The 21,057-nt window shown below is 58.9% G+C and carries 20 protein-coding genes; 12 read left to right on the top strand and 8 right to left on the bottom strand.

Going from position 1 to position 21,057, the window contains the following annotated elements:
• Positions 1-311: 311 nt before the first annotated feature.
• From ACFVTJ_RS20915 to ACFVTJ_RS20895, 5 genes are all read left to right on the top strand, one after another.
• Positions 312-1,262 carry a phosphoribosylaminoimidazolesuccinocarboxamide synthase gene (locus ACFVTJ_RS20915; RefSeq protein WP_386910516.1) on the top strand — a complete coding sequence of 317 codons (951 nt, stop codon included), beginning with the start codon at positions 312-314 and terminating at the stop codon, positions 1,260-1,262.
• 3 nt (positions 1,263-1,265) lie between these two features.
• Positions 1,266-1,925 carry a TetR family transcriptional regulator gene (locus ACFVTJ_RS20910; protein ID WP_386910515.1) on the top strand — a complete coding sequence of 220 codons (660 nt, stop codon included), beginning with the start codon at positions 1,266-1,268 and terminating at the stop codon, positions 1,923-1,925.
• Positions 1,926-2,124: 199 nt separating this feature from the next.
• On the top strand, positions 2,125-3,327 hold the full coding sequence (locus ACFVTJ_RS20905; protein ID WP_386910514.1) for an efflux RND transporter periplasmic adaptor subunit: 1,203 nt from the start codon (positions 2,125-2,127) through the stop codon (positions 3,325-3,327).
• Between the two features lie 53 nt (positions 3,328-3,380).
• Positions 3,381-6,470, top strand: coding sequence for an efflux RND transporter permease subunit (locus tag ACFVTJ_RS20900; protein WP_386910513.1), 3,090 nt, complete (start codon positions 3,381-3,383; stop codon positions 6,468-6,470).
• Between the two features lie 149 nt (positions 6,471-6,619).
• Entirely contained in the window at positions 6,620-8,074 is a 1,455-nt protein-coding gene (locus ACFVTJ_RS20895) for an efflux transporter outer membrane subunit (protein ID WP_386910512.1), read from the top strand.
• 112 nt (positions 8,075-8,186) lie between these two features.
• Here the strand turns inward: ACFVTJ_RS20895 and efp are convergent, their stop codons facing one another.
• Complete coding sequence (efp, locus tag ACFVTJ_RS20890; protein WP_080792640.1) at positions 8,187-8,756, bottom strand: elongation factor P; 570 nt, start codon at positions 8,754-8,756, stop codon at positions 8,187-8,189.
• Positions 8,757-9,007: 251 nt separating this feature from the next.
• Here efp and epmA point away from each other — a divergent pair, with 251 nt between their 5' ends.
• The 3 genes from epmA to ACFVTJ_RS20875 all read left to right on the top strand — a co-directional run bounded on the left by epmA (position 9,008) and on the right by ACFVTJ_RS20875 (position 11,701).
• Positions 9,008-10,072: an EF-P lysine aminoacylase EpmA gene (gene epmA, locus ACFVTJ_RS20885; RefSeq protein WP_386910511.1), complete on the top strand. Its 1,065-nt coding sequence runs from the start codon at positions 9,008-9,010 to the stop codon at positions 10,070-10,072.
• A complete protein-coding gene (locus ACFVTJ_RS20880; protein WP_386910510.1) occupies positions 10,069-11,133 on the top strand; it encodes a lysine-2,3-aminomutase-like protein in 1,065 nt (354 codons plus the stop codon). Before epmA ends, ACFVTJ_RS20880 begins: the two co-directional genes overlap by 4 nt.
• 379 nt (positions 11,134-11,512) lie before the next feature.
• Entirely contained in the window at positions 11,513-11,701 is a 189-nt protein-coding gene (locus ACFVTJ_RS20875) for a hypothetical protein (RefSeq protein WP_386910509.1), read from the top strand.
• 354 nt (positions 11,702-12,055) lie between these two features.
• Here the strand turns inward: ACFVTJ_RS20875 and ACFVTJ_RS20870 are convergent, their stop codons facing one another.
• Positions 12,056-12,292 carry an Lrp/AsnC ligand binding domain-containing protein gene (locus ACFVTJ_RS20870; RefSeq protein ID WP_269712371.1) on the bottom strand — a complete coding sequence of 79 codons (237 nt, stop codon included), beginning with the start codon at positions 12,290-12,292 and terminating at the stop codon, positions 12,056-12,058.
• Positions 12,293-12,395: 103 nt separating this feature from the next.
• Positions 12,396-13,322, bottom strand: a complete 927-nt coding sequence (locus tag ACFVTJ_RS20865; RefSeq protein WP_386910508.1) for a LysR family transcriptional regulator — start codon at positions 13,320-13,322, stop codon at positions 12,396-12,398.
• A 130-nt stretch (positions 13,323-13,452) separates the two neighbouring features.
• On the opposite strand from ACFVTJ_RS20865, the gene ACFVTJ_RS20860 reads away from it, so the two are divergent.
• The 4 genes from ACFVTJ_RS20860 (at position 13,453) to modC (ending at position 17,649) form a co-directional block, all read left to right on the top strand.
• Positions 13,453-14,736, top strand: a complete 1,284-nt coding sequence (locus tag ACFVTJ_RS20860; protein WP_386910507.1) for an NAD(P)/FAD-dependent oxidoreductase — start codon at positions 13,453-13,455, stop codon at positions 14,734-14,736.
• Positions 14,737-15,023: 287 nt separating this feature from the next.
• Complete coding sequence (gene modA, locus ACFVTJ_RS20855; protein ID WP_386910506.1) at positions 15,024-15,815, top strand: molybdate ABC transporter substrate-binding protein; 792 nt, start codon at positions 15,024-15,026, stop codon at positions 15,813-15,815.
• A gap of 53 nt (positions 15,816-15,868) precedes the next feature.
• Complete coding sequence (modB, locus tag ACFVTJ_RS20850) at positions 15,869-16,576, top strand: molybdate ABC transporter permease subunit (protein ID WP_386910505.1); 708 nt, start codon at positions 15,869-15,871, stop codon at positions 16,574-16,576.
• Positions 16,573-17,649: a molybdenum ABC transporter ATP-binding protein gene (gene modC, locus ACFVTJ_RS20845; protein ID WP_386910504.1), complete on the top strand. Its 1,077-nt coding sequence runs from the start codon at positions 16,573-16,575 to the stop codon at positions 17,647-17,649. Before modB ends, modC begins: the two co-directional genes overlap by 4 nt.
• Here modC and ACFVTJ_RS20840 read toward each other — a convergent pair.
• The 5 genes from ACFVTJ_RS20840 to thiO form a co-directional block, all read right to left on the bottom strand.
• Positions 17,618-18,013, bottom strand: a complete 396-nt coding sequence (locus ACFVTJ_RS20840; protein ID WP_386910503.1) for a winged helix-turn-helix domain-containing protein — start codon at positions 18,011-18,013, stop codon at positions 17,618-17,620. The two genes, modC and ACFVTJ_RS20840, sit on opposite strands and share 32 nt — an antisense overlap.
• Positions 18,014-18,015: 2 nt before the next feature.
• The gene (locus ACFVTJ_RS20835) at positions 18,016-19,020 is read right to left on the bottom strand and encodes a P1 family peptidase (RefSeq protein WP_386910502.1); all 1,005 of its coding nucleotides are present in this window, start codon (positions 19,018-19,020) and stop codon (positions 18,016-18,018) included.
• Positions 19,021-19,108: 88 nt separating this feature from the next.
• Complete coding sequence (locus ACFVTJ_RS20830) at positions 19,109-19,882, bottom strand: thiazole synthase (RefSeq protein ID WP_386910501.1); 774 nt, start codon at positions 19,880-19,882, stop codon at positions 19,109-19,111.
• Between the two features lie 4 nt (positions 19,883-19,886).
• Positions 19,887-20,084, bottom strand: a complete 198-nt coding sequence (gene thiS, locus ACFVTJ_RS20825) for a sulfur carrier protein ThiS (RefSeq protein WP_386910500.1) — start codon at positions 20,082-20,084, stop codon at positions 19,887-19,889.
• Positions 20,053-21,057, bottom strand: coding sequence for a glycine oxidase ThiO (gene thiO, locus ACFVTJ_RS20820; RefSeq protein WP_386910499.1), 1,005 nt, complete (start codon positions 21,055-21,057; stop codon positions 20,053-20,055). The genes thiS and thiO overlap by 32 nt, the downstream gene beginning before the upstream one ends.

The raw sequence follows: 21,057 nt of genomic DNA, 5'->3' as shown, positions 1-21,057 counted from the left end.
ATCAGCTCATCATCTTGATTTATTTAGAACGAAAGACTTCGTCGCCAGCAGCGCCGCCGCCCTCGTTCAGTGAGCGGACTTATAAGAGAACCTCAGCAAACAAGTCAACACACCTCCCGTCAAAAAACTGACATTTTTCGTAAGTTATTGGTATTTAACGATAGTTTCGTGGAGGGCGCCAAAACCGACCCCAACATCTCCTTTATGTGGCGACTGGCCCTGTTCCGGGAAACATGCAATAGGAACGGACAAGAGTTTCAGCCAGACCGGGGCACCCGACGCCCCTTATAAGCCCAAGAGTTGGAGACCCCGTGCGCATTCTCGATGAAGCCGTCATTCCCGAGCTGCCGAATTACTACCGTGGCAAGGTGCGGGAAAACTATGATCTGCCTGATGGTAACCGTATTATAATCTCCACCGACCGCCTCAGCGCCTTCGATCGTATCCTCACATGCATTCCTTATAAGGGACAGGTGCTCACCCAGACGGCACGCTACTGGTTCGAGCATACCAAGGATATCTGCCCCAACCATGTGGTCAGCTATCCCGACCCGAATGTCGTCATCGGCAAGAGGCTCGACATATTGCCGGTCGAAGTCGTGGTTCGCGGCTATCTGGCCGGCACGACAGGCACCTCAATCCTCACCCTCTATAAAAAGGGCGAACGGCAGATGTACGGCATGAGCCTGCCTGACGGGATGAAGGACAACCAGATTCTGCCCGAACCGGTGATCACACCCACAAGCAAGGCCTTTCACGGCGGTCATGATGAACCATTGACGCCCGCAGAGATCGTCGAGAAGAAACTCCTGACGCGGGAGCAATGGGACACGCTGTCCCATTATGCGCTGGCGCTGTTCAAGCGGGGGCAGGAAATTGCCGCAAAGCAGGGGCTCATTCTCGTTGACACAAAATATGAATTTGGGACGGACGAGAACGGTACGATCATCCTGGCTGACGAAATCCACACGCCGGACAGCAGCCGTTACTGGATGGCCGACAGCTACGAGGAAAGCTTCCGCAACGGCACACGGCCGGCGAGCTTCGACAAGGATTTCGTCAGAGCCTGGGTTGCCGAACGTTGCGACCCCTATAAGGACGACGTACCAGAAATTCCGCAGGATCTCGTCCTGCAGACCTCCAAGGTCTATATTGATGCTTATGAACGCATCACCGGACAGCGCTTCGTTCCCGACGATAGCGGCGAGACGCCGCTTGCAAGAGTACGCCGGAATCTGGAGCCGTTCTTCCCCGGAGTCTGACCCTTGAGCAAAACGATTGACCAGGCGAGAAGCGGCGACAGGAAGAAAGACCTTCCTGTGCGCCGCCGGCCTCGCCGTTCCGCCGAGGAAACCCGGCGGGACATTCTTGCCAAAGCCGAGGAGCTTTTCCGCCAGCGCGGTTTCAATGCGGTGGCGATTGCGGATATCGCCGCAGCGCTGAACATGTCTCCCGCCAATGTCTTCAAGAATTTCAGTTCCAAGAATGCCCTCGTCGATGCCATCGGCTTCGAACAGATCGGCATTTTCGAACGGCAGATCTGTCCGCTCGACAAAAGCCATGCGCCGCTTGAAAGGTTGCGTCATCTCGCGCGCAACCTGATGGAGCAGCACCACCAGGATCTCAATAAAAATCCATATGTCTTCGAAATGATCCTCATGACCGCCAAGCAGGACATGAAATGCGGAGACTACTATAAATCCGTCATCGCGAAATTGCTGGCGGACATCATTCGGGATGGCGTCGAGGCCGGATTCTATACCGCCACTGATATTCCCGTGCTGGCGGAAACCGTGCTCCATGCCCTGACGAGCGTCATTCACCCCGTCCTGATCGCACGGGAAGATATCGGCAATTTAGCAACACGTTGTGATCAACTCGTCGATCTGATCGATGCGGGATTACGCAATCCGCTTGCTAAGTGACGATTCCCAATTTACGTCACCTTCTCGCAATTGCTTGCGAAGCGCATTAGCCTGCGCTTCTATGCGCTTGGCGGTCCGGACAGAATGAGCGAACAGGGTTCCTTCAAAGGCCTTAACCTGTCGTGTCTGTTGCCGGACGCGCATCCGCCGAGCGACATTGCGCTTATAGTTGAATGCGACCAAGACGCAGGGAAGAACGATGAGCCGACGTATTTTACCTCTATTTGCTTCTCTGTGTGTCACCGCAGTTTTGGCCGGATGCAGCGATGGCGGCGAGAGTAACCAGGCGGCCGGCCAGGGTGCCGCGCGGCCACCATCTCCAGTCAGCATCATCGTGATGAAAAACAGCGAATACCCGCTGACCACGGTTCTTCCCGGCCGCGCCAGCGCGTTCCAGACCGCCGAGATTCGGCCGCGCGTGACCGGCATCATCCGCGAAATTCCTTTCAAGGAAGGCAGTGAGGTCAAGCAGGGCGATATTCTCTACCAGATCGAAGACAATACCTATCTGGCGGAAGTGGCGCAAGCCAAGGCCAACGTCGCGAAGGCCGAAGCAAGCATTCCGAGCGCCGAGGCCAACCTTGCGCGCTACGAGCGGCTGGTCAACAGCGGCGCGACGCAGATCGAATATGAAAACGCCAAGGTAACGCTGCTTCAGGCGCAGGCCGATGTGGCCCAGACCAAGGCGGCGCTGGAAACGGCTGAGATCAATCTCGATCTCACCAAGGTCCGTGCACCTTTCGACGGCATCACCAGTGCGACAGCCTTCAGCATCGGCAACGTGGTGACGGCGAATCAGACGACGGCCTTGACGACGCTGCGCCGCATCGATCCGATCTATATCGATCTTATGGAGTCCAGCACCAATCTACTGCGTCTGAAAAAGGCGATCTCGTCCGGTCAGCTCGGTGGCGACACGAAGGAGACCGGCATCCATCTGACACTGGAAGACGGCACCGAATACAAGCATGACGGCAAGATCGACATGTCCGATATGGCGGTCAGCGAAACGACGGGTACCTTCTCCATCCGCGCCCTCTTCGACAACCCTGATGACCTTCTGCTTCCCGGCACCTATGTCCGCGCCACTCTGACGATCGGCAAGGAAAATGGTTTCCGCGTTCCGCAGCGCGCCGCGAGCCGCAACGCCAGTGGCGAACTGACCGCGAAATTCGTGACGGCGGAAAACAAGGTGGAAACCCGCACCTTCCCTTCCAGCCAGCAGTCGGGCAATGCCTGGCTGGTGACGGAAAACGTCAAGGATGGCGACAAGCTCATCGTCGACGGTTTCCAGTGGATTGCCGACGGTGCAACGGTCGCACCGGTTGAAGTGACCATCGACGATCGCGGTATCGTCGTTCTGCCGCAGCAAGCTCCGCCTGCCGCTGCCCCCACGAAATAAGCATGAGCACGAAACCCTCGGTCGAAGCTCGTTAAAGGTAAGGCAGGACTGCCATGGCCCATTTCTTCATCCGGCGCCCCGTTTTTGCATGGGTTATCGCCATTGTCATCATGCTGGGCGGCGCGCTTGCGATCTGGACACTGTCCATTTCGCAGTATCCGGATATTGCGCCAACCACGGTGCGTGTCAGCGCGACCTATAATGGCGCCAGCGCCGAAACCGTCGAGAAATCGGTGACAACAATCATCGAGGACGGCATGACTGGCCTCGACGACCTCACCTATATGACCTCGTCGTCTTCGACGGGCAGCGCCGAAGTGACATTGACCTTCGGCAACAGTATCATGCCTGACATCGCGCAGGTTCAGGTGCAGAACAAGCTGCAGCTCGTGCAGTCACAATTGCCCGACACCGTCCAGCAACGCGGTATTCAGGTCAGTCGCTCCACATCGAGCATTCTAATGGTAGGAGCGCTGATCTCCACCGATGGCAAGCGAAATTCGGCCGATCTCGGCGACGTGTTCTCCTCGCGCGTCGAAGACCAGATCAAGCGTCTCGAAGGTGTGGGCAGCATCAACGTCTTCGGTTCTGAATATGCGATGCGCATCTGGCTGGATCCGTTCAAGCTCAACAAATACCAGCTGACGACAGCCGACGTCACCGGCGCCATCGAAAGCCAGAACACCCAGGTTTCGGTCGGCTCGCTGGGCGCCGTGCCCGCGGTCAAGGGCCAGCAGCTGAATGTGACGGTGACGGCACAGAGCCAGCTCACTACTGTGGCCGATTTTGAAAAGGTCATCCTGAAGGTCGAAAAGGATGGTTCGACCGTTCGCCTCAGCGACGTGGCACGCATCGAGATCGGCCAGGAAACCTATGGCGGCGATTCCCGCTCCAACGGCCGTCCTTCTGCCGGTTTCGCGGTCAACCTTGCCACGGGGGCCAATGCGCTCGATACGGCGGCGCGGGTGAAAGCGGCGCTGACAAATGTCGAGGGTTCGCTGCCTGAGGGTGTCTCGATCGAGTATCCCTATGACACGACGCCCTTCGTCAAACTCTCCATCGAGAAGGTCGTACACACGCTGATCGAAGCGATCATCCTCGTTTTCGTCGTGCTTCTGGTGTTCCTGCAGAACCTTAGAGCCACCTTCATTCCGATGATCGCCGTGCCCGTGGTTCTCTTGGGCACATTCGGCGTGCTTGCGTTGACAGGCTATTCTATCAATACGCTGACCATGTTCGCAATGGTGCTTGCCATCGGCCTTCTCGTAGACGACGCCATCGTTGTCGTTGAAAACGTCGAGCGAATCATGTCGGAAGAAGGCCTGTCGCCGGTCGAGGCGACCGAGAAATCGATGGGCGAAATCACCGGCGCGATCATCGGCATTGCACTCGTTCTGACCGCCGTGTTTATTCCGATGGCATTCTTCGGCGGGTCGACAGGCATCATTTATCGTCAGTTCTCGATCACCATCGTGTCGGCCATGCTGCTTTCGGCCGTTGTCGCCATCGTGCTGACGCCGGCGCTTTGCGCCACGATGCTGAAGCCGATCGACCATCACAAGAAGCAGCGCGGACCGGGCGCGTGGTTCAACCGCGGCTTCGGCAAGACGACGGATGGCTATGTGTCCTCCATCGGCTATCTGCTGAAGCGCCCGCTGCGTGTGATGATCATTTTCGCGGTCGTCATCGGTGGCTGCGTCTGGTTCTTCAGCAAGCTCCCGAGCTCATTCCTGCCGCAGGAAGACCAGGGTGTGCTTCTGACGATCATTCAGACACCGACCGGTTCGAATATCGAACGGACCAACGAGGTGGTGAAACAGGTCGAAAACTACTTCCGCGAAAAAGAAGCCAACAATGTCGAATCGGTTTTCGGTGTTCTCGGCTTCAGCTTCAGCGGTTCGGGCCAGAACAACGCCATCGTCTTCACCAAGCTCAAGGATTTCTCGGAACGAACCGCGCCCGATCAACATGCCGGTGCCATCGTGCAGCGTGCCATGGGCACCTTCTTCGGCTTCCGCGATGCGCAGGTGTTCCCGCTTCTGCCACCGGCCATTCAGGGCATGGGCACATCGAGCGGCTTCTCGATGTATCTCGTGGATAGCGGCCGCAACGGCACCGATGCTCTCACCGCCTCATCGAAGGAACTGATCGCGCTTGCGACGGGCAATCCGAAGATCAGCTCGCTGCGAAGCGACAGCCAGGACAACGAGACGCAGATGAAGATCGTTCTCGATCAGGAAAAAATGGGCGCCATGGGGGTCGATCTTGCCTCCGTGAACCTCATGCTGTCGACGATCTTTGCCGGCCGGGATGTCAACGACTTCACCCTGAACGGCGAACTGAAGCCGGTCTATGTCCAGGGGGATGCGCCCTATCGCATGCAGCCCGATGATCTGAAGTTCTGGTATGCCCGCAACACCAACGGCGAGATGGTGCCTTTCTCCTCCTTCAGCGAGGTGAAATGGATCAACGCTCCGCCGTCTCTTGCCCGCTTCAACGGCACGGGCGCGATCTCGCTTGAAGGCACCGCCGGTGCAGGCGTCGCTTCCGGCGAGGCTATGAACGAGATGGAACGCCTGACGGCAAGCCTGCCGGGCGGCTACACCGTGGCGTGGCAGGGCATTTCCTATCAGGAACGGCTTTCCGGCTCTCAGGCGCCGATGCTCTACGCGCTGTCGGTACTGATCGTCTTCCTGTGCCTTGCCGCTCTCTATGAAAGCTGGTCGATCCCCTTCTCGGTCATTCTGGCCGTTCCGGTGGGTGTCCTCGGCGCCTTGACTGCGGCCCATTTCTTCGGCCAGACGAATGACGTCTACTTCAAGGTGGGCCTGCTGACGACCATCGGCCTTGCTGCGAAAAACGCGATCCTGATCGTCGAATTCGCCAAGGAAAGGCAGGAGCACGGGTTGAGTCTGGTGGAAGCGGCACTGGAGGCAGCCAAGCTGCGTCTGCGTCCGATCATCATGACGTCGCTCGCCTTCATCCTGGGTGTCGTGCCTCTCGCAATAGCAACCGGAGCGGGTTCCGCCGCGCAAAATGCAATCGGTATCGGCGTCCTGGGTGGTATGCTTTCTGCAACACTGCTCGGAATTTTCTTCGTTCCGTCCTTTTTCGTCATCATTCGTCGCCTTTCAAGGCGTTAACAAAACAAAAATGGGCTGTGCCAACCGTTAATACGCTGCTAGAAATATTGCCGATTTGGCAAGTGCACGTTTCTACGGCATATCGACCGCGCAGCCCATTTGTCAGCAAGCCGCGCTCGGTAAGCCAACCTAAGAATTGGGAAAATTACATGCTGTCTATTCGCGCTATCGCTCCCCTGACAATGCTGCTGCTCTCAGGCTGCGTTGTCGGGCCAGACCATCAGGCCCCGGAAATTCAATTGCCTGGCAAGTTTGCAGAAGCCGGAAAAGCCAGTAACGGCGACATCAGCACCGTGGCATGGTGGAATGCATTCAACGACAGCCGCCTCAACGGATACGTTTCCACGGGCCTCACGCAGAACCTCACGGTTCTCCAGGCGATCGAGCGCATCAATCAGGCTCAGTCCAACATCACAGTTGCCGGCGCCGGCTCTCTGCCGAGCCTGACCTCCACATTCCGTCACCAGACGCAGGGCAGCGGCGGAAGCCTGCCGTCCAGTAATGACAATGTCACCAACACGACGAGCAATGCTTTTAACGTCGGCTGGCTGCTGGACCTGTTCGGCCAATATCGTCGCGCTCAGGAAAGTGCAGGGGCATCGCTCGATGCTGCCTATGCAACGGCCAACGTTCAGCGCCTCACTCTGATCTCAGCCGTCACGTCTGCCTACATCGACGTGCGCTATTATCAGGAGCGTCTCGCAATCGCCCGTCAGAACCTCGGTTCTCGTCGTGAGACACTCAGCCTGACGAAGTTGCAGCTGGACGCCGGCGCGGCTTCCCGCCTGGATGTCGTTCAGTCCGAGGGTCTGGTAAACTCCACTCTGGCGCAGATGCCCGCTCTGGAGACGAATTTCCGCCGCGCTGCACACCGTATCGCAACCCTCCTCGGCATGCCGGCCGACTCGCTTGTGATGGAGCTTCAAAGAGGCGCCCGTCAGCCCGTTGCCCGCACCATTCCGCGCACGGGTATTCCGGCCGACCTTATCCGCAACAGACCGGATATCCGCGTTGCGGAACGCCAGCTCGCCGCTGCGGTGGCCGATATTGGTGTTGCCGAAGCACAGCTCTATCCGAGCATCACGCTGAGCGGTTCGATTACGCCGAGCTTCACCAACATCAGCAATGGTGCGAGGGGCACGTCCAATGGCTGGGGCTTTGGCCCTTCGATCACGCTGCCAATCCTTGATGGCGGAAGACTGCGCGCTGGCGTCGATATTCAGAAGTCCGTTGCGCGTGAACAGTACCTTGCCTGGAAGGCAACCGTTCTGAATGCGGTGGAAGAAGTCGAAAACGCCCTGACTGCGCTTAATCGCGACCAGCAGACGGTTAGCGCCTATCGCAGAACCGTTTCTTCCTATCAGGAAGCGCTCTCGCTCGCGACGGCCAGCTATCGTGACGGTGCGTCCTCGCTCCTCGACGTTCTCGATGCCCAGCGCAACGTCTCCGACGCCCAGTCGCAGCTTGCAACGGCGATCCAGCAGGCGGCACAGGATTACGTGGCATTGAGCGTTGCGCTCGGTGGCGGTTACGCTGTCGGCCAGACGGCTACATCGAAGGGTGGTCCGACGATCGCTGCTGCTGTTGCTGCCAAGCGCATGTAATCAGCGCAAACAGACAAACAAAAAGCCCGCGTCTCGACGCGGGCTTTTTTATTGTTGCGGACATAAAAAAGCACCGGTCGCCCGGTGCTTTTCGTTTACGCAGCCGTCAGGCTCAGTTCTTGGCGCGCTCGACGTAGGAATTGTCTTCCGTCGCGATGACAACGCGGATGCCGGCATCGATATGCGGCGGCACCATGGTGCGGATGCCGTTGGAGAGGATTGCCGGCTTGTAGGAAGAAGAAGCCGTCTGGCCCTTCACAACCGGTTCCGTTTCCATGATTTCCAGCGTGACGTGACGCGGCAGTTCAACGGCCAGCGGATTGCCTTCATGGATAGAAAGAACGCAGGTCATGCCTTCCTGAAGATAGGCCTTCTGGTCACCCATGGTCTCGACGTCGACCACGACCTGATCGTAATTCTCAGGATTCATGAAGTGGAAGCCTTCGCCATCTTCATAGAGAAACTGGAAGTTCAGGTCTTCAACGAAAGCACGCTCGACCTGCTCGGTGGTGCGCCAGCGCTCGGAGACCTTCACGCCATCAACGATGCGGCGCATGTCCACCTGGGTAACCGGTGTGCCCTTGCCGGGATGGAAGTTCTGCGCGGTGAGAACGACGTAAAGCTTGCCGTCCACGTCGAGAACATTGCCCTTGCGGACGGATGAGGCGATAACCTTGACCATATGACTTCCTTGTAACTCGATGAAATGCGTCGTAAAGGACTGCGCGGCAGCACCGGCCCCGACAGACGTTTTGTCTTTTTTCTGGGGCGCAACTACCTTAAATCCGCACGAATTGCCAGCCTTCTACAGCAATTCCCGGAAGAGTGCCTAGCGGTTTTCCGCCCGGAATTGCTTTAAATGATGCGATCAGGCGTTTTGCGGACGGTTTATCCGCCATCGGACGCCGCAGAGAAGACGGAAAAGAAGAGACGATGCGCGCAAGCAAAGAGACAATGTCGCCATGGTGGACCCCTGATGTCCACGCCGACCGCCGCGCGTTTCTCCTTGGCCGTAACGCGATCCAGTCGGCTTTTCGCAGCTACTTCGCCAATGCGGATTTTCTTGAGGTCGATACCGCGACACTGCAGATATCCCCCGGCAACGAGGCGCATCTGCATGCTTTCGCCACGCAGGGCCTGACACCGGCCGGCGAGGCCGTGCCGCTCTATCTGCACACGTCGCCAGAGTTCGCCTGTAAGAAACTGTTAGCCGCCGGTGAAAAACGCATCACCTGTTTTGCGCATGTTTACAGAAACCGGGAAAGAGGCCCCCTGCACCACCCGGAATTCACCATGCTTGAATGGTATAGGGTCGGCGAAACCTATGAGAGCCTGATGAAGGACAGCGCCAATCTTCTGGCGCTGGCGGCTGAAACCGCCAAAACGAAACATTTCACCTATCGCGGCCGCAGCGTCGATCCCTTCCTCGAACCGGAACGTCTGAGCGTTGCCGAGGCCTTCGAGCGCTATGCCGGAATTGACCTGCTGGCCACCATCAGCAGCAATGGCGAAACGGATGAGCGCCACCTTGCTGCGAGCCTCACCAATGCCGGCATCCGCGTGGCCGATGACGATACCTGGGCAGATATGTTCAGCCGCGTCATCGTCGAGCGCGTCGAGCCGGAGCTCGGCTTCGGCCGCGCAACCATTCTTGATGAATATCCCACCAGCGAAGCGGCCCTTGCTCGCAAATCGCCAGCAGATGCAAGGGTGGCGGAACGCTTCGAGCTTTACGCCTGCGGTGTGGAACTTGCCAATGCCTTCGGCGAACTGACCGATGCTGCAGAGCAGAGACGGCGTTTCGACATGGAGATGGCCGAAAAGCAGCGGGTTTATGGCGAGACCTATCCGCTGGACGATGACTTCCTGGCGGCTCTTGCCATCATGCCGCCGGCAAGTGGCATAGCGCTCGGTTTCGACCGGCTGGTGATGCTGGCAACGGGTGCGCCGCGCATCGATCTCGTCATATGGGCGCCGGTTGCGGAATATGGACGATGACAAGGCTTGAAACGATCAAGACACCGGAAGCGCTGCTTGAAGCGGGGCTGATCGAAGTTGAGGCGCTCGAGGACCTGCGCGCAGTGACGCAGCGTTACGCGCTCGCCATAACACCAACGGTTGCCGGGCTGATGGACAGCGACGATCCGCAGGATCCGATAGCCCTGCAGTTCGTGCCTGATCTAGCCGAACTCGTCCATCTCCCCGAAGAACGCGACGACCCGATCGGCGATGACGCCCATAGCCCCGTTCACGGCATCGTTCACCGTTATCCCGACCGCGTGCTCTTGAAGGCGGTGCATATCTGCCCGGTCTATTGCCGGTTCTGTTTCCGCCGCGAAATGGTCGGCCCGCAGGGCAACGGCATGATGAGTGCGCAAGAGCTGGACGCCGCATTCGCCTATATCAAAGCCAACCCGGCCATATGGGAGGTCATCTTCACTGGCGGCGATCCTCTGGTGCTTTCGCCGCGGCGATTGTCAGACCTGATGAAACGTCTGAAGGACATACCCCACGTCAAGATCGTCCGTTTCCATACCCGCGTGCCGGTTGTCGATCCCGACCGCATCGACGCCGCGTTGATCGAGGCACTGAAGGAGAGCGGCAAGACCACTTATATTGCCCTGCACGCCAATCACGCCCGCGAACTCGGCGACGCAGCCAAAGCCGCCTGCGCGCGGTTGATCGATGCCGGCATCGCCATGGTTAGCCAGACCGTGCTTTTGAAGGGCATCAACGACGATCCGGCTGTTCTTGCCGAGCTGATGCGCAGCTTTGTCGAAAACCGTATCAAGCCCTATTACCTGCACCATCCCGATCTTGCCCCGGGCACAAGCCATTTCCGGCTGACGATCGAAGAAGGACAGCGAATCGTTTCCGCCTTGCGGGGGCACGTCTCGGGCCTCTGCCAGCCGACCTATGTCCTCGACATTCCCGGCGGTCACGGCAAGGCCACGATCGGCCGAAATGCGGCCGAAAAGACCCGCGATGGCTGTTACTCCGTCTCCGACTTCAATGGAAACGATCATATTTACCCGCCGACGACACCCGGCAGCGATTAAAAAAATACATAAAAGGCCCGCTACGCCGGGCTTTTCGGGACGGCTTCGGACAGAAACAAAAATTTCACAATTCCGCCCCTCTCCTGTCATCATAAAGAAAAATATTCTACCTATAACAATCAGCATTGATTTTAGTGCTGGTCTGGATTATCAGTGTGGAACTGGAGAGCGAGTCTCCTGATTCTGGGCCAACACCAATACAGGGAGTGTGTCATGTCAAACCATATCAACATTAACGCAATCCTTGGTCTTGTGTCCTGGAATGCTGGATTTAAATCCACGTGTTCCCGCTGCTGTCGAATGTGACCTGACGGTCTCAATTTTCTGAAAATCAGTTCGACAACATGCTGTGTAAATAAGCCACAGCGGGAGTATACCTATGCAAAAGCAAGTTATTGAATTCGCTGGCGAACCCGTCGGCATCGTCGTCCCGGACAACGACCGGCTGAAGTTCATCGCGGTGAAGTTCCACGTTCACGACCTGGACGAACAGAAGTTCGACAGCGCCGATGACGTACGGATCGCCATCCGCAATCTCGTGCGTAACCGGAACCTGGCCGCGGCCTGATGCGGGAAACCCGTCATCCTGTCACTGCGTCGTCCCCATCTAAACCAAAGCGCGCCCAATATCGTATCCCGAACACCGGGCCGATGGCGCGCTTTTATTTTGTATAACAATTCATCTGCCGGTGCGGCTGCAAGCCATTCTGGACGTATCAAAAGCTCTGATCCGTCGAACTGAAAAAGCCCCTGCAAGTCATGGCAGAGCGCCACGCGCTACGCCATACAGCCTTCCTCACACTCCCAACTTCCCTCGTTCCTCTTCTTCGCAACACGCCCAGCGGGGCGACCTGCCACAAAGTCCTTCAGCTGGACGGACTTTCCCCTCCGCATGATGCACGGCCGAAGGCTGGAAAGGCAGTCAGAATGCGGTAAAGGTCAGCGTCGTCAGCGAGCGGACGATGCCGGGAATATTGACGATATTCTCATTGATGAATTTGCCGATATCCTCCTCCTGCGGGAGATAGATTTTCAGCATCAGATCATATTCGCCACTGGTGGAGTAGAGCTCCGAAACGAGCTCCGTTTTATAGATGGCATCGGCGACATCATAGGTCTTGCCGGGCTCGCATTGAAGCTGAACAAAAATGGGCTTCACGGACATCTCCCGTATTGGAACTTGCGGTGCGTGGCGCCGTCCGCCACACGTCATGGCGCACTATTGGCTTAGCCGTGTCGCTCTTGCAAGACCGACCTCCGGTTTACGCCGAAAAGTCTTCAACGCCGGCGCCTCTGCCGATTGCGGCTTGAGAAACGATCCAGCTTCGGAAATTTTCGAGTGGCGGATAGCTGGCCCGGTCTGGCATGCAGGCAAGATAATAGGCCTCGTCGCTTTCCACTTCCCCCGCGACGGCCGCGACCAGACGACCGCTTTTCAATTCCTCCTCGATCATGAAGGACGGCACGAGCGAAGCCCCGACGCCGGCACTCGCCGCCTCGGCAATCGTCGTGAACTGATCGAACAACATGCCGTGCACATTGTCGAAACGCACATCATGACTGCGAAACCATTGCTCCCAGGCGTCGGGCCGGGTTGTCATGTGCAGGAGGGGCACATGCAGCAGATCATCTGGCCGATAAAGTCGATAAAGTTCCTTGAAAGCCGGGCTGCAGACCGGAACGACTTTTTCATGCATCAGGAAAACCAGCTCAGTGCCCGGCCAATGCGGCAAACCGAAATGGATCGCCGCATCGACGGTATCGGTGCGGAAATCGAACAGCGACGACCGGGTCAGAAGATTGACCGAAACGCCGGGATACCGCGCAATGAAATCCGGAAGACGCGGCACCAGCCAGCGCGTGCCGAAGCTGGGCAGAACGCCGAGATTGAGCGTGCCGCCATCCGGGTTGGCGCGCAGATTAAGCGACGCCGTCGAAATACGCCGCAAAGCCTCGCGGATTTCCCGCGCATAACCTTCCCCTGCCCGGGTCAACCGGATGGTCTGCCGTTCACGCAGAAACAGCGCCACGCCAAGCTGCTCTTCAAGCGCCAGAATCTGACGGCTGACGGCTCCCTGTGTCAGGCCGAGCTCCCTTGCCGCAGCGGTAACGCTACCCGAGCGCGAAGCGGCCTCGAAAGCCGCGAGCAGCGAAAGCGACGGCAGAAAACGGCGCGGCGGCAGAACCATATTCCCTCACGGAATGAACTCTTGACGATATGTCGATATTCAACAGACGGAGTGGCTTGTAAAGTCTTATAAACAAGGGCTTGTCACTCATACGCAAACCAAATGAACTCGCCCGCAACATGGTGGAACGATGTATAACGACCCCCGCTCGCATGGCCTCTGGGAAAAGACCGCGCCACAGCCGCCCGCAGCGCCTGCGCTGCAAGGGGCTGCGGTTGCCGATGTCGTGATCGTCGGCGGTGGCTTCACCGGGCAGTCCGCCGCGTTGCATCTTGCCGAGCGCGGTGTGGACGTCGTTTTGCTGGAAGCAAAAGAAATCGGTTTCGGCGGCGCGGGGCGTAATGTCGGCCTCATCAACGGCGGCATGTGGGTCATGCCCAAAGAACTTCCCAATGTGCTGGGCGAGACTTACGGCGAACGGCTTCTCGATCTTCTCGGCAATGCGCCGCTTCTCGTTCGCGCGTTGGTGGAAGAATACGGCATTCCCTGCGAGATCGAGACGAACGGGACGCTGCATTGCGCCGTTGGTGAAAAAGGGCTCGCCGAAATCCGCGAACGCTGCACACAATGGTCGGCAAGGGGCGCGCCCGTTCGTGTTCTCGACGCCGAAGAGACGGCGAGTCATATAGGCAGCACCGTCTATTCCGGTGCGCTTCTGGACAGGCGCGCCGGCACGATCCAGCCGCTGGCCTATGTTCGTGGCCTTGCCGGTGCAGCACAAAAGGCCGGCGTCCGGCTGCATACGGCAAGCCCCGTCATCGAAACCCAGCGTAAAGGCGCAGAATGGGTGGTGAAAACTCCTCAAGGGTCGGTGACGGCAAAATGGATTGTCGTCGCAACCGAAGCCTACAGCACCGGCCCGTGGCGGATCATCCGCGAGGAGCAGGTTTACCTGCCCTATTTCAATTTCGCGACCCGGCCGCTCAGCGACAATTTGCAGAAAAGCATCCTGCCGGGCCGGCAAGGTTGCTGGGATACGAAGGAAATCCTCTCTTCCTTCCGCATGGACAAGGCCGGCCGATTGGTCTTCGGCAGTGTCGGTGCGCTGCGTGGCACCGGCGCCGCCATTCATCGCGCCTGGGCGAAACGCTCGTTGAAGCGGCTTTTCCCGCAGCTGGGCGATACGGAATTCGAATGCGAGTGGTACGGCCAGATCGGCATGACGGACAATGCCGTGCCGCGTTTCCACAAATTTGCGGATAATGTCGTCGGCTTCTCGGGTTACAACGGTCGCGGCATTGCGCCGGGGACGGCTTTCGGCAAGGTGATCGCACAGCATATTGTCAGTGAAATCGCCGAAGCCGATCTACCCCTGCCGGTGACGGAGCCGAAAGCGCAGGCTTTCCGTGCATTGAAGGAAGCCTACTACGAGGCCGGCGCCCAGATCGCCCATTTCGCGGGCGAACGTTATTGATCAGGCAGAGTGGGCAGCCTTGGCAGGGATAAACCTGCCCTCAAACTCGACGTCATCTTTGGGCTCGTCCCAAGGATCTAATCACGCTAAATAAAATCGAGACGTTGCAGATGCTCGCGACAGGCCCGAGCATGACGGAGAGAGCTTTTCGAGCCTAGCCCCCCTCTGGCACACACACCCGGAGCAATCTCATTTCCCCGGCCCATCGATATATCCTTGAAAATATAATGATTGCCCTATAGGCCTATCGTTATATTCATCTGAATATATCTAACTCGGGGGACATCATGAGACTTATGCGCCGCAGCTTCTTCAAAACCATCGCCGCCGCCTCATCGTTCTGGATGGCGGCCTCCTTCGTGGCTGTTCCGGCCCATGCCGCAGAAAAGGTTACGGTCTTTGCCGCCGCGAGCATGAAAAACGCGCTCGACGCCATCAACGCGGAATGGGCCAAGGAAAGCGGCAACGAGGCGACGGTTTCTTATGCCGCGAGCTCCGCGCTCGCCAAGCAGATCGAACAGGGCGCGCCGGCGGATATCTTCATCTCCGCCGACCTCGCATGGATGGACTATGTCGCTGACAAGAAGCTGATCAATGCCGAGAGCCGCTCCAACCTTCTCGGCAACCGCATCGTTCTCGTCGCTCCTGCCGACAAGGCAAAGCCGGTGGATATCAAGCAGGGATTCGATCTCGCGGCGCTCGTGGGTGATGGCCGTCTTGCCATGGGTGCGGTCGATTCCGTTCCCGCGGGTAAATACGGCAAGGCGGCGCTGGAAAAACTGGGTGTCTGGTCCTCAGTCGAACAGAAAGTCGCCGGTGCTGAAAGCGTGCGCGCCGCCCTGCTGCTCGTCTCGCGCGGCGAAGCGCCCTATGGCATCGTTTACCAGACTGACGCCGCCGCCGATCCCGGCGTGAAGATCGTCGGCACCTTCCCGGAAGACAGCCATCCACCAATCATCTATCCGGTCGCAATTCTTTCGGAAGCAAAATCGCCGGCAGCGAAATCCTATCTGGATTTCCTCAAGTCCTCGAAGGCGACACCCTTCTTCGAAAAGCAAGGCTTTACCGTTTTGAAATAAGCTCGCCTCAGGCCCACCTCCCGGCGGGCCGTGAACCTTGACGATTTCAGGATATGGCATTGCATTGGTGGACACTCAGCTCTGAGGAATGGACGGCGATCAGGCTCAGCCTGTGGGTTTCGTCCATCGCCATGCTTGCCAGCCTGCCCTTCGGCATTGCGGTCGCCGTAGCGCTGGCACGAGGCCGGTTCTGGGGCAAATCGCTCCTCAATGGCATCGTCTACCTGCCGCTCATTCTTCCGCCCGTCGTCACCGGCTTTCTGCTTCTCGTCCTCTTCGGCCGCAGAGGCGTCATCGGGCAATTTCTTGATAGTTGGTTCGGCATTGTCTTTTCCTTTCGCTGGACAGGGGCGGCGCTTGCCTGCGCCGTCATGGCCTTCCCGCTGATGGTGCGGTCCATCCGCCTCTCCATCGAGGCGGTGGACCGCAAGCTGGAAGAGGCCGCGGGCACCCTCGGGGCAAGCCCGCTCTGGGTATTCCTCACCGTCACGCTACCCTTGACGCTGCCCGGCATCATCGCCGGCATGATCCTCGCTTTTGCCAAGGCCATGGGCGAATTCGGTGCAACCATCACCTTCGTTTCAAACATTCCGGGCGAGACCCAGACGCTTTCCGCCGCCATCTACACTTTTACGCAGGTGCCCGGCGGTGATGCCGGTGCTTTGCGCCTCACCATCGTTTCGGTCGTAATTTCCATGCTGGCCCTGCTCGTCTCGGAGTTTCTGGCTCGCATCATCGGCAAACGGGTGAGCATGGAATGACGCTTTCAGTCTCTGCCCGTCACCGCCTCGGCGCCTTCGAACTCGACGTGTCCTTCACCTCTGAAGGCGGCGTCACCGCCCTTTTTGGGCGTTCGGGCTCCGGCAAGACATCGATGATCCGCATCATTGCCGGCCTGCTGCGGCCGGATGAAGGAAAAGTCTCGCTCGACGGCGAAGTATTGGCCGATAGCGGAAGCCGGCTGTTCCTCCCGGCCCATAAACGCCGCTTCGGTTATGTCTTTCAGGAAGCAAGGCTCTTCCCGCATCTCAGCGTGGCACAGAACCTGCGATACAGCAGATGGTTCACCTCGGACAAAACGAAGGTCGTACAGGATGACCGTATCGTAGAAATGCTTGGCATCGGCCACCTCTTGCAGCGCCGTCCGAACAAACTCTCGGGCGGCGAAAAACAGCGCGTTGCCATTGGCCGCGCGTTGCTTTCCTCCCCAAGACTGCTGCTGATGGACGAACCGCTCGCCTCGCTGGACGAACAGCGCAAGGCCGAGATCATTCCCTACCTCGAACGGTTGCGCGACGAGACGAAAATTCCGATCGTCTATGTCAGCCATTCCATCCAGGAAGTCGCCCGCCTTGCCGACCGCATCGTGGTGATGAAAGACGGCAGGGTGGAGGCTGAAGGAAATGCGGCCGAGGTGCTGTCCAGACGCGATTTCAGTACCCATCTCGAGCGGCGCGAGGCGGGCAGCATCCTTTCAGGAAACATCGAAAGCTTCGATGAAAGGCACGGGCTTGCCGCTGTCAGGCTCAATGTCGCACTCCTGCAGGTTCCGGCAAAGAAGGCAACAGCCGGCATCCCTGCACGGGTGCTGATACCTGCACGCGATGTCATGCTGGCTCTGGTAAAGCCGGAAGGTCTCAGTGCGCTCAACATTCTCGAAGGCCACGTCGCCGATATCTCGGAGAGCGGGGACGGAATGGTGACGATCCAGGTGGATTGCGGCGGCGATATCATCCAGTCGCGCATCACCGACCTGTCCCGCGAGCGGTTGCAACTGGAACCCGGAAAACCGGTGCATGCGATCATAAAGTCTGCGGCTCTCGATCCCTATTGAGCGCATCTTCGGCATTGCGGTTGGCCTCCAGCCAGTCGATATCCGCGCGCAGGGCCTCGTTCATCCGCTTTTCCATGCTTCGATAGCGCTCCAGCAATTCCGCGCCAAAGGCGGTGAGCGCTGCGCCGCCGCCCTGTTTGCCGCCGCGCTGCGATTCAATAACCGGTTGCCTGAACATGTGGTTCAGCGCATCCACCAGTAGCCATGCGCGCCGATAGGACATGTCCATCGCCCGCCCCGCAGCCGAGATCGAACCCGTCTCGACAATCAGTTCCATCAGTTCGATCTTGCCGTGGCCCAGACGCTCGCCCGGCGGAAAGTCGATCCGCAGGACGGGCTTCAGCAAGGGGCGCGTCTCACTCATGGTCAGGCGCCCCGGCCATGAATGTCACGATAGGCCTGCTGCGCCCCCTCCACCGGCAGCGCCGTTGCCTCATAGACCCCACGCGCCACGGCCCGCGCCATCACCGTTGTGGCGAGATAGCAAAGCTCGGCAAAATGAGTACCGCCCTGAAGCGGCCTTTCGCCCGTCGCTGCCGCAAACATGGTATCGCCGTCGCTCGGCAAATGGGCGGGAAGCACCGCGCGCGTCAGCCCATCATGCGCCATGATGGAGAGGCGATGGACCTGCGCCTTCGTCAATACGGCATCGGTGACCACCGCACCGATGGTCGTCGCGGTGAGATTGACACCCTTGAGACGCAGCGCGGTATCGTCAGCTGTAAAACGGTCCGGAAAACCGCAACTGCCGAATTCACCCTCTACCTCGAACGGTGCGGACCAGAAATGGCGGCTCATGCCGATGGTGGCGGAGCCAAGCGCGTTGACGGCGACGATTGCCGCCACTTTATATCCACCGGAACTGACGGCACTTGCAGAACCAAGCCCACCTTTGAAAGTGGCGGTGGTCGCTCCCGTTCCGGCACCGACCGTCCCTAACAAAAAGGGAGCGCGGCCCGCCGCTTTGAAGGCCGCATATCCCATCTCGCGATAGGGCGAATGCAGCCCCCAGTCCTTGTTCCCGCCATTCAGCAGATCCATCAGGATCGCCTGCGGCACGATGGGCACGCGGGTGGAACCCACCTGCAACCCACGACCGATCTCCCGCAGCCCGGCCTGAACGCCGCCCGCCGCATCCAGCCCGAAGGCTGAACCTCCTGACAATACCAAGGCATCCACGGTTTCAACCGTCATGGCGGGATCGAGGAGAGCGGTATCGCGCCCACCCGGCGCTCCGCCAAGAACCGAGCCGGAAGCGATGGCGGGCTTTTCAAAAACAATCGCCGTGACGCCGGAGCCGAGGGAGAGATCGGTAACATTGCCGACCGACACGCCGTCAATATCCGTCATAAGATTGTTACCTGCCGCCATGCCGTTCCCCTTTTCTTTCGGTATCCCGCCGCCGCAGCGTACTGTCAACGCAAAAGGTGCCGTCCCCGCCTCTGGCGAAAAGCCGCCCTCAGGAGAAAACCGCCGTTCCGATCACGGGTGTCGAAGGCACAGCCATATCCCTCGGTTCCAGTGGCCCGGACCTGAAGGCCTGATGACCGGCCTCAATGGCTTGGGCGAAAGCCGTCGCCATGCCGACCGGGTCGCCCGCGCCCGCAACCGCCGTGTTGAGCAGAACGGCATCATAACCAAGCTCCATCACGGTCAACGCATGGGACGGACGGCCGATACCGGCATCGACGATGAGCGGCACGTCGGGAAACCGTGCCCGCATCGATTTCAGCGCGGTCAGATTGAGCGGCCCCATGGCGCTGCCGATCGGCGCGCACCAGGGCATCAGCACCCTGCAGCCGGCCTCCAGCAGCTTTTCGGCGACGACGAGATCATCCGTCATATAGGGAAAGACCTCAAACCCCTGGTCACAAAGTATTTTAGCCGCCTCGACAAGCGCGAAGACATCGGGCTGCAACGTATCATGATGACCGATGACCTCCAGCTTGATCCAGTTGGTGCGAAAAACCTCTCGCGCCATCTTCGCGGTCAGCACCGCTTCCTTGACGGTATGACAACCGGCGGTATTGGGCAGGATGTGGCGGTCCAGCTCGCGAATCAGCTCGAAGAACTGGCCGCCTTTCTTGCCGCCTGCCATCTCCCGGCGCAGCGAAATCGTCAGAATATCCGTATCGCTCGCCCGCACCGCATCCGCGAGCACGGCAGGGGATGGATAACGCGCCGTGCCAAGCAGAAGACGGGACGAGACCTCGCGACCATAAAGCGTCAGCATGGGCTCAGCCTCCCTGCATCGGCGAGAGGATTTCGACACGGTCGAAAGCCTTCAGCACGTAATCGGCGCGTTCTTCCGAATGCACGAGATCGCCATTGACCGCCGTCGCCAGCCAGTCGCCCTCGTAATCGAGGCTGGCGAGCAGCCCAGCCAGCGTTTCAGTGGCGAGATCAAGCTCGTCGCCATTGACAAGAAGTTTCATGATCCTGTTCCTTTTGAGATAGATTTTGGCAAATAATCCGCACCGCCTGCCGCGCCATGGATGGCGAGAGCAAAAAGCCGTGCCGGTGCGCACCGTTGATGAAGATGGTCCGACCATCCTCCGTGACTTTTGGCAGATTGTCGGGATAGGCAGGACGTCGGCCCGTGCCGGTTTCGATGATTTCCGCTTCCGCGAAGGCAGGGTGCACGGCATAGGCGGCATTCAGGAACTCCATCATCGAGCGGGCGGAAATGGCGCTGGCATAGTCAGTCTCGATCATAGTCGCGCCCACCATGAAGCGGCCGGGCTCGCGCGGCACGATATAGAGCGGAATGCGTGGATGCAGCAGCCGGATGGGACGGGAGAGGGAAACTTCCGACGTGGCGAGGTAAAGCATCTCTCCCCGAACCCCGCGAAGGTTGGGAATTTCTCCCACTGCCGCAGGTCCGGTGCAATCGACCACCCGGTCGAACCGCTGTTCGTCCACCGAAACGCCCATATGAAACCGCACACCCATGCCGCAAAGCCGCTCATAAAGTGACTTCAGTGCAAGGCGCGGATCGAGATGTCCCTCATCCGCAAAATAGAGCCCGGAGCGGAAGCGACCGGCAAGGTCGGGCTCCAGAGCGGCGATTCCAGCCTCATCCACCCAGCGATAGCCGCTTGTCCGCGATGCGAAACGCGACAGCTCCACCTTGTCGCGGGCGGGCGCCACGACCAGCGTGCCGTTGCGAACCACAAGGCCGGGAGTTGCGTCATCCCACCAGTCAAGCGCCACCTTGCCGAGTGTCAGAACCGCCTCTTCCGCGCTTTCACGCTCGCACCAGGGCGCCAGCATGCCGCCTGCATAGAACGACGCCCCACGAGAAGGCTCAGAATTGCGCTCCGAGATCTCGACGGCAACGCCACTCCGCGCCAGTTCGAAGGCCGCCGTCAGTCCGGCGACCCCCGTTCCCTTGATCAGAACACGCAT

This window comes from Agrobacterium sp. NPDC058088, from assembly GCF_042885035.1.
Lineage (GTDB): Bacteria > Pseudomonadota > Alphaproteobacteria > Rhizobiales > Rhizobiaceae > Agrobacterium.
The sequence above is the reverse complement of the archived record's forward strand: the minus strand, read 5'-3'. Positions and strand labels throughout refer to the sequence as shown.

Bases quoted from the DNA above. Each gene is read 5' to 3' on its own strand.
- thiS (WP_386910500.1), bottom strand. From the start codon at position 20,084: ATGAAACTTCTTGTCAATGGCGACGAGCTTGATCTCGCCACTGAAACG.
- thiO (WP_386910499.1), bottom strand. From the start codon at position 21,057: ATGCGTGTTCTGATCAAGGGAACGGGGGTCGCCGGACTGACGGCGGCC.
- ACFVTJ_RS20860 (WP_386910507.1), top strand. From the start codon at position 13,453: ATGTATAACGACCCCCGCTCGCATGGCCTCTGGGAAAAGACCGCGCCA.
- ACFVTJ_RS20905 (WP_386910514.1), top strand. From the start codon at position 2,125: ATGAGCCGACGTATTTTACCTCTATTTGCTTCTCTGTGTGTCACCGCA.
- ACFVTJ_RS20840 (WP_386910503.1), bottom strand. From the start codon at position 18,013: ATGAGTGAGACGCGCCCCTTGCTGAAGCCCGTCCTGCGGATCGACTTT.
- modC (WP_386910504.1), top strand. From the start codon at position 16,573: ATGACGCTTTCAGTCTCTGCCCGTCACCGCCTCGGCGCCTTCGAACTC.
- modB (WP_386910505.1), top strand. From the start codon at position 15,869: ATGGCATTGCATTGGTGGACACTCAGCTCTGAGGAATGGACGGCGATC.
- ACFVTJ_RS20865 (WP_386910508.1), bottom strand. From the start codon at position 13,322: ATGGTTCTGCCGCCGCGCCGTTTTCTGCCGTCGCTTTCGCTGCTCGCG.
- ACFVTJ_RS20900 (WP_386910513.1), top strand. From the start codon at position 3,381: ATGGCCCATTTCTTCATCCGGCGCCCCGTTTTTGCATGGGTTATCGCC.
- ACFVTJ_RS20895 (WP_386910512.1), top strand. From the start codon at position 6,620: ATGCTGTCTATTCGCGCTATCGCTCCCCTGACAATGCTGCTGCTCTCA.
- ACFVTJ_RS20880 (WP_386910510.1), top strand. From the start codon at position 10,069: ATGACAAGGCTTGAAACGATCAAGACACCGGAAGCGCTGCTTGAAGCG.
- epmA (WP_386910511.1), top strand. From the start codon at position 9,008: ATGCGCGCAAGCAAAGAGACAATGTCGCCATGGTGGACCCCTGATGTC.
- ACFVTJ_RS20830 (WP_386910501.1), bottom strand. From the start codon at position 19,882: ATGCTGACGCTTTATGGTCGCGAGGTCTCGTCCCGTCTTCTGCTTGGC.
- modA (WP_386910506.1), top strand. From the start codon at position 15,024: ATGAGACTTATGCGCCGCAGCTTCTTCAAAACCATCGCCGCCGCCTCA.
- efp (WP_080792640.1), bottom strand. From the start codon at position 8,756: ATGGTCAAGGTTATCGCCTCATCCGTCCGCAAGGGCAATGTTCTCGAC.
- ACFVTJ_RS20835 (WP_386910502.1), bottom strand. From the start codon at position 19,020: ATGGCGGCAGGTAACAATCTTATGACGGATATTGACGGCGTGTCGGTC.
- ACFVTJ_RS20875 (WP_386910509.1), top strand. From the start codon at position 11,513: ATGCAAAAGCAAGTTATTGAATTCGCTGGCGAACCCGTCGGCATCGTC.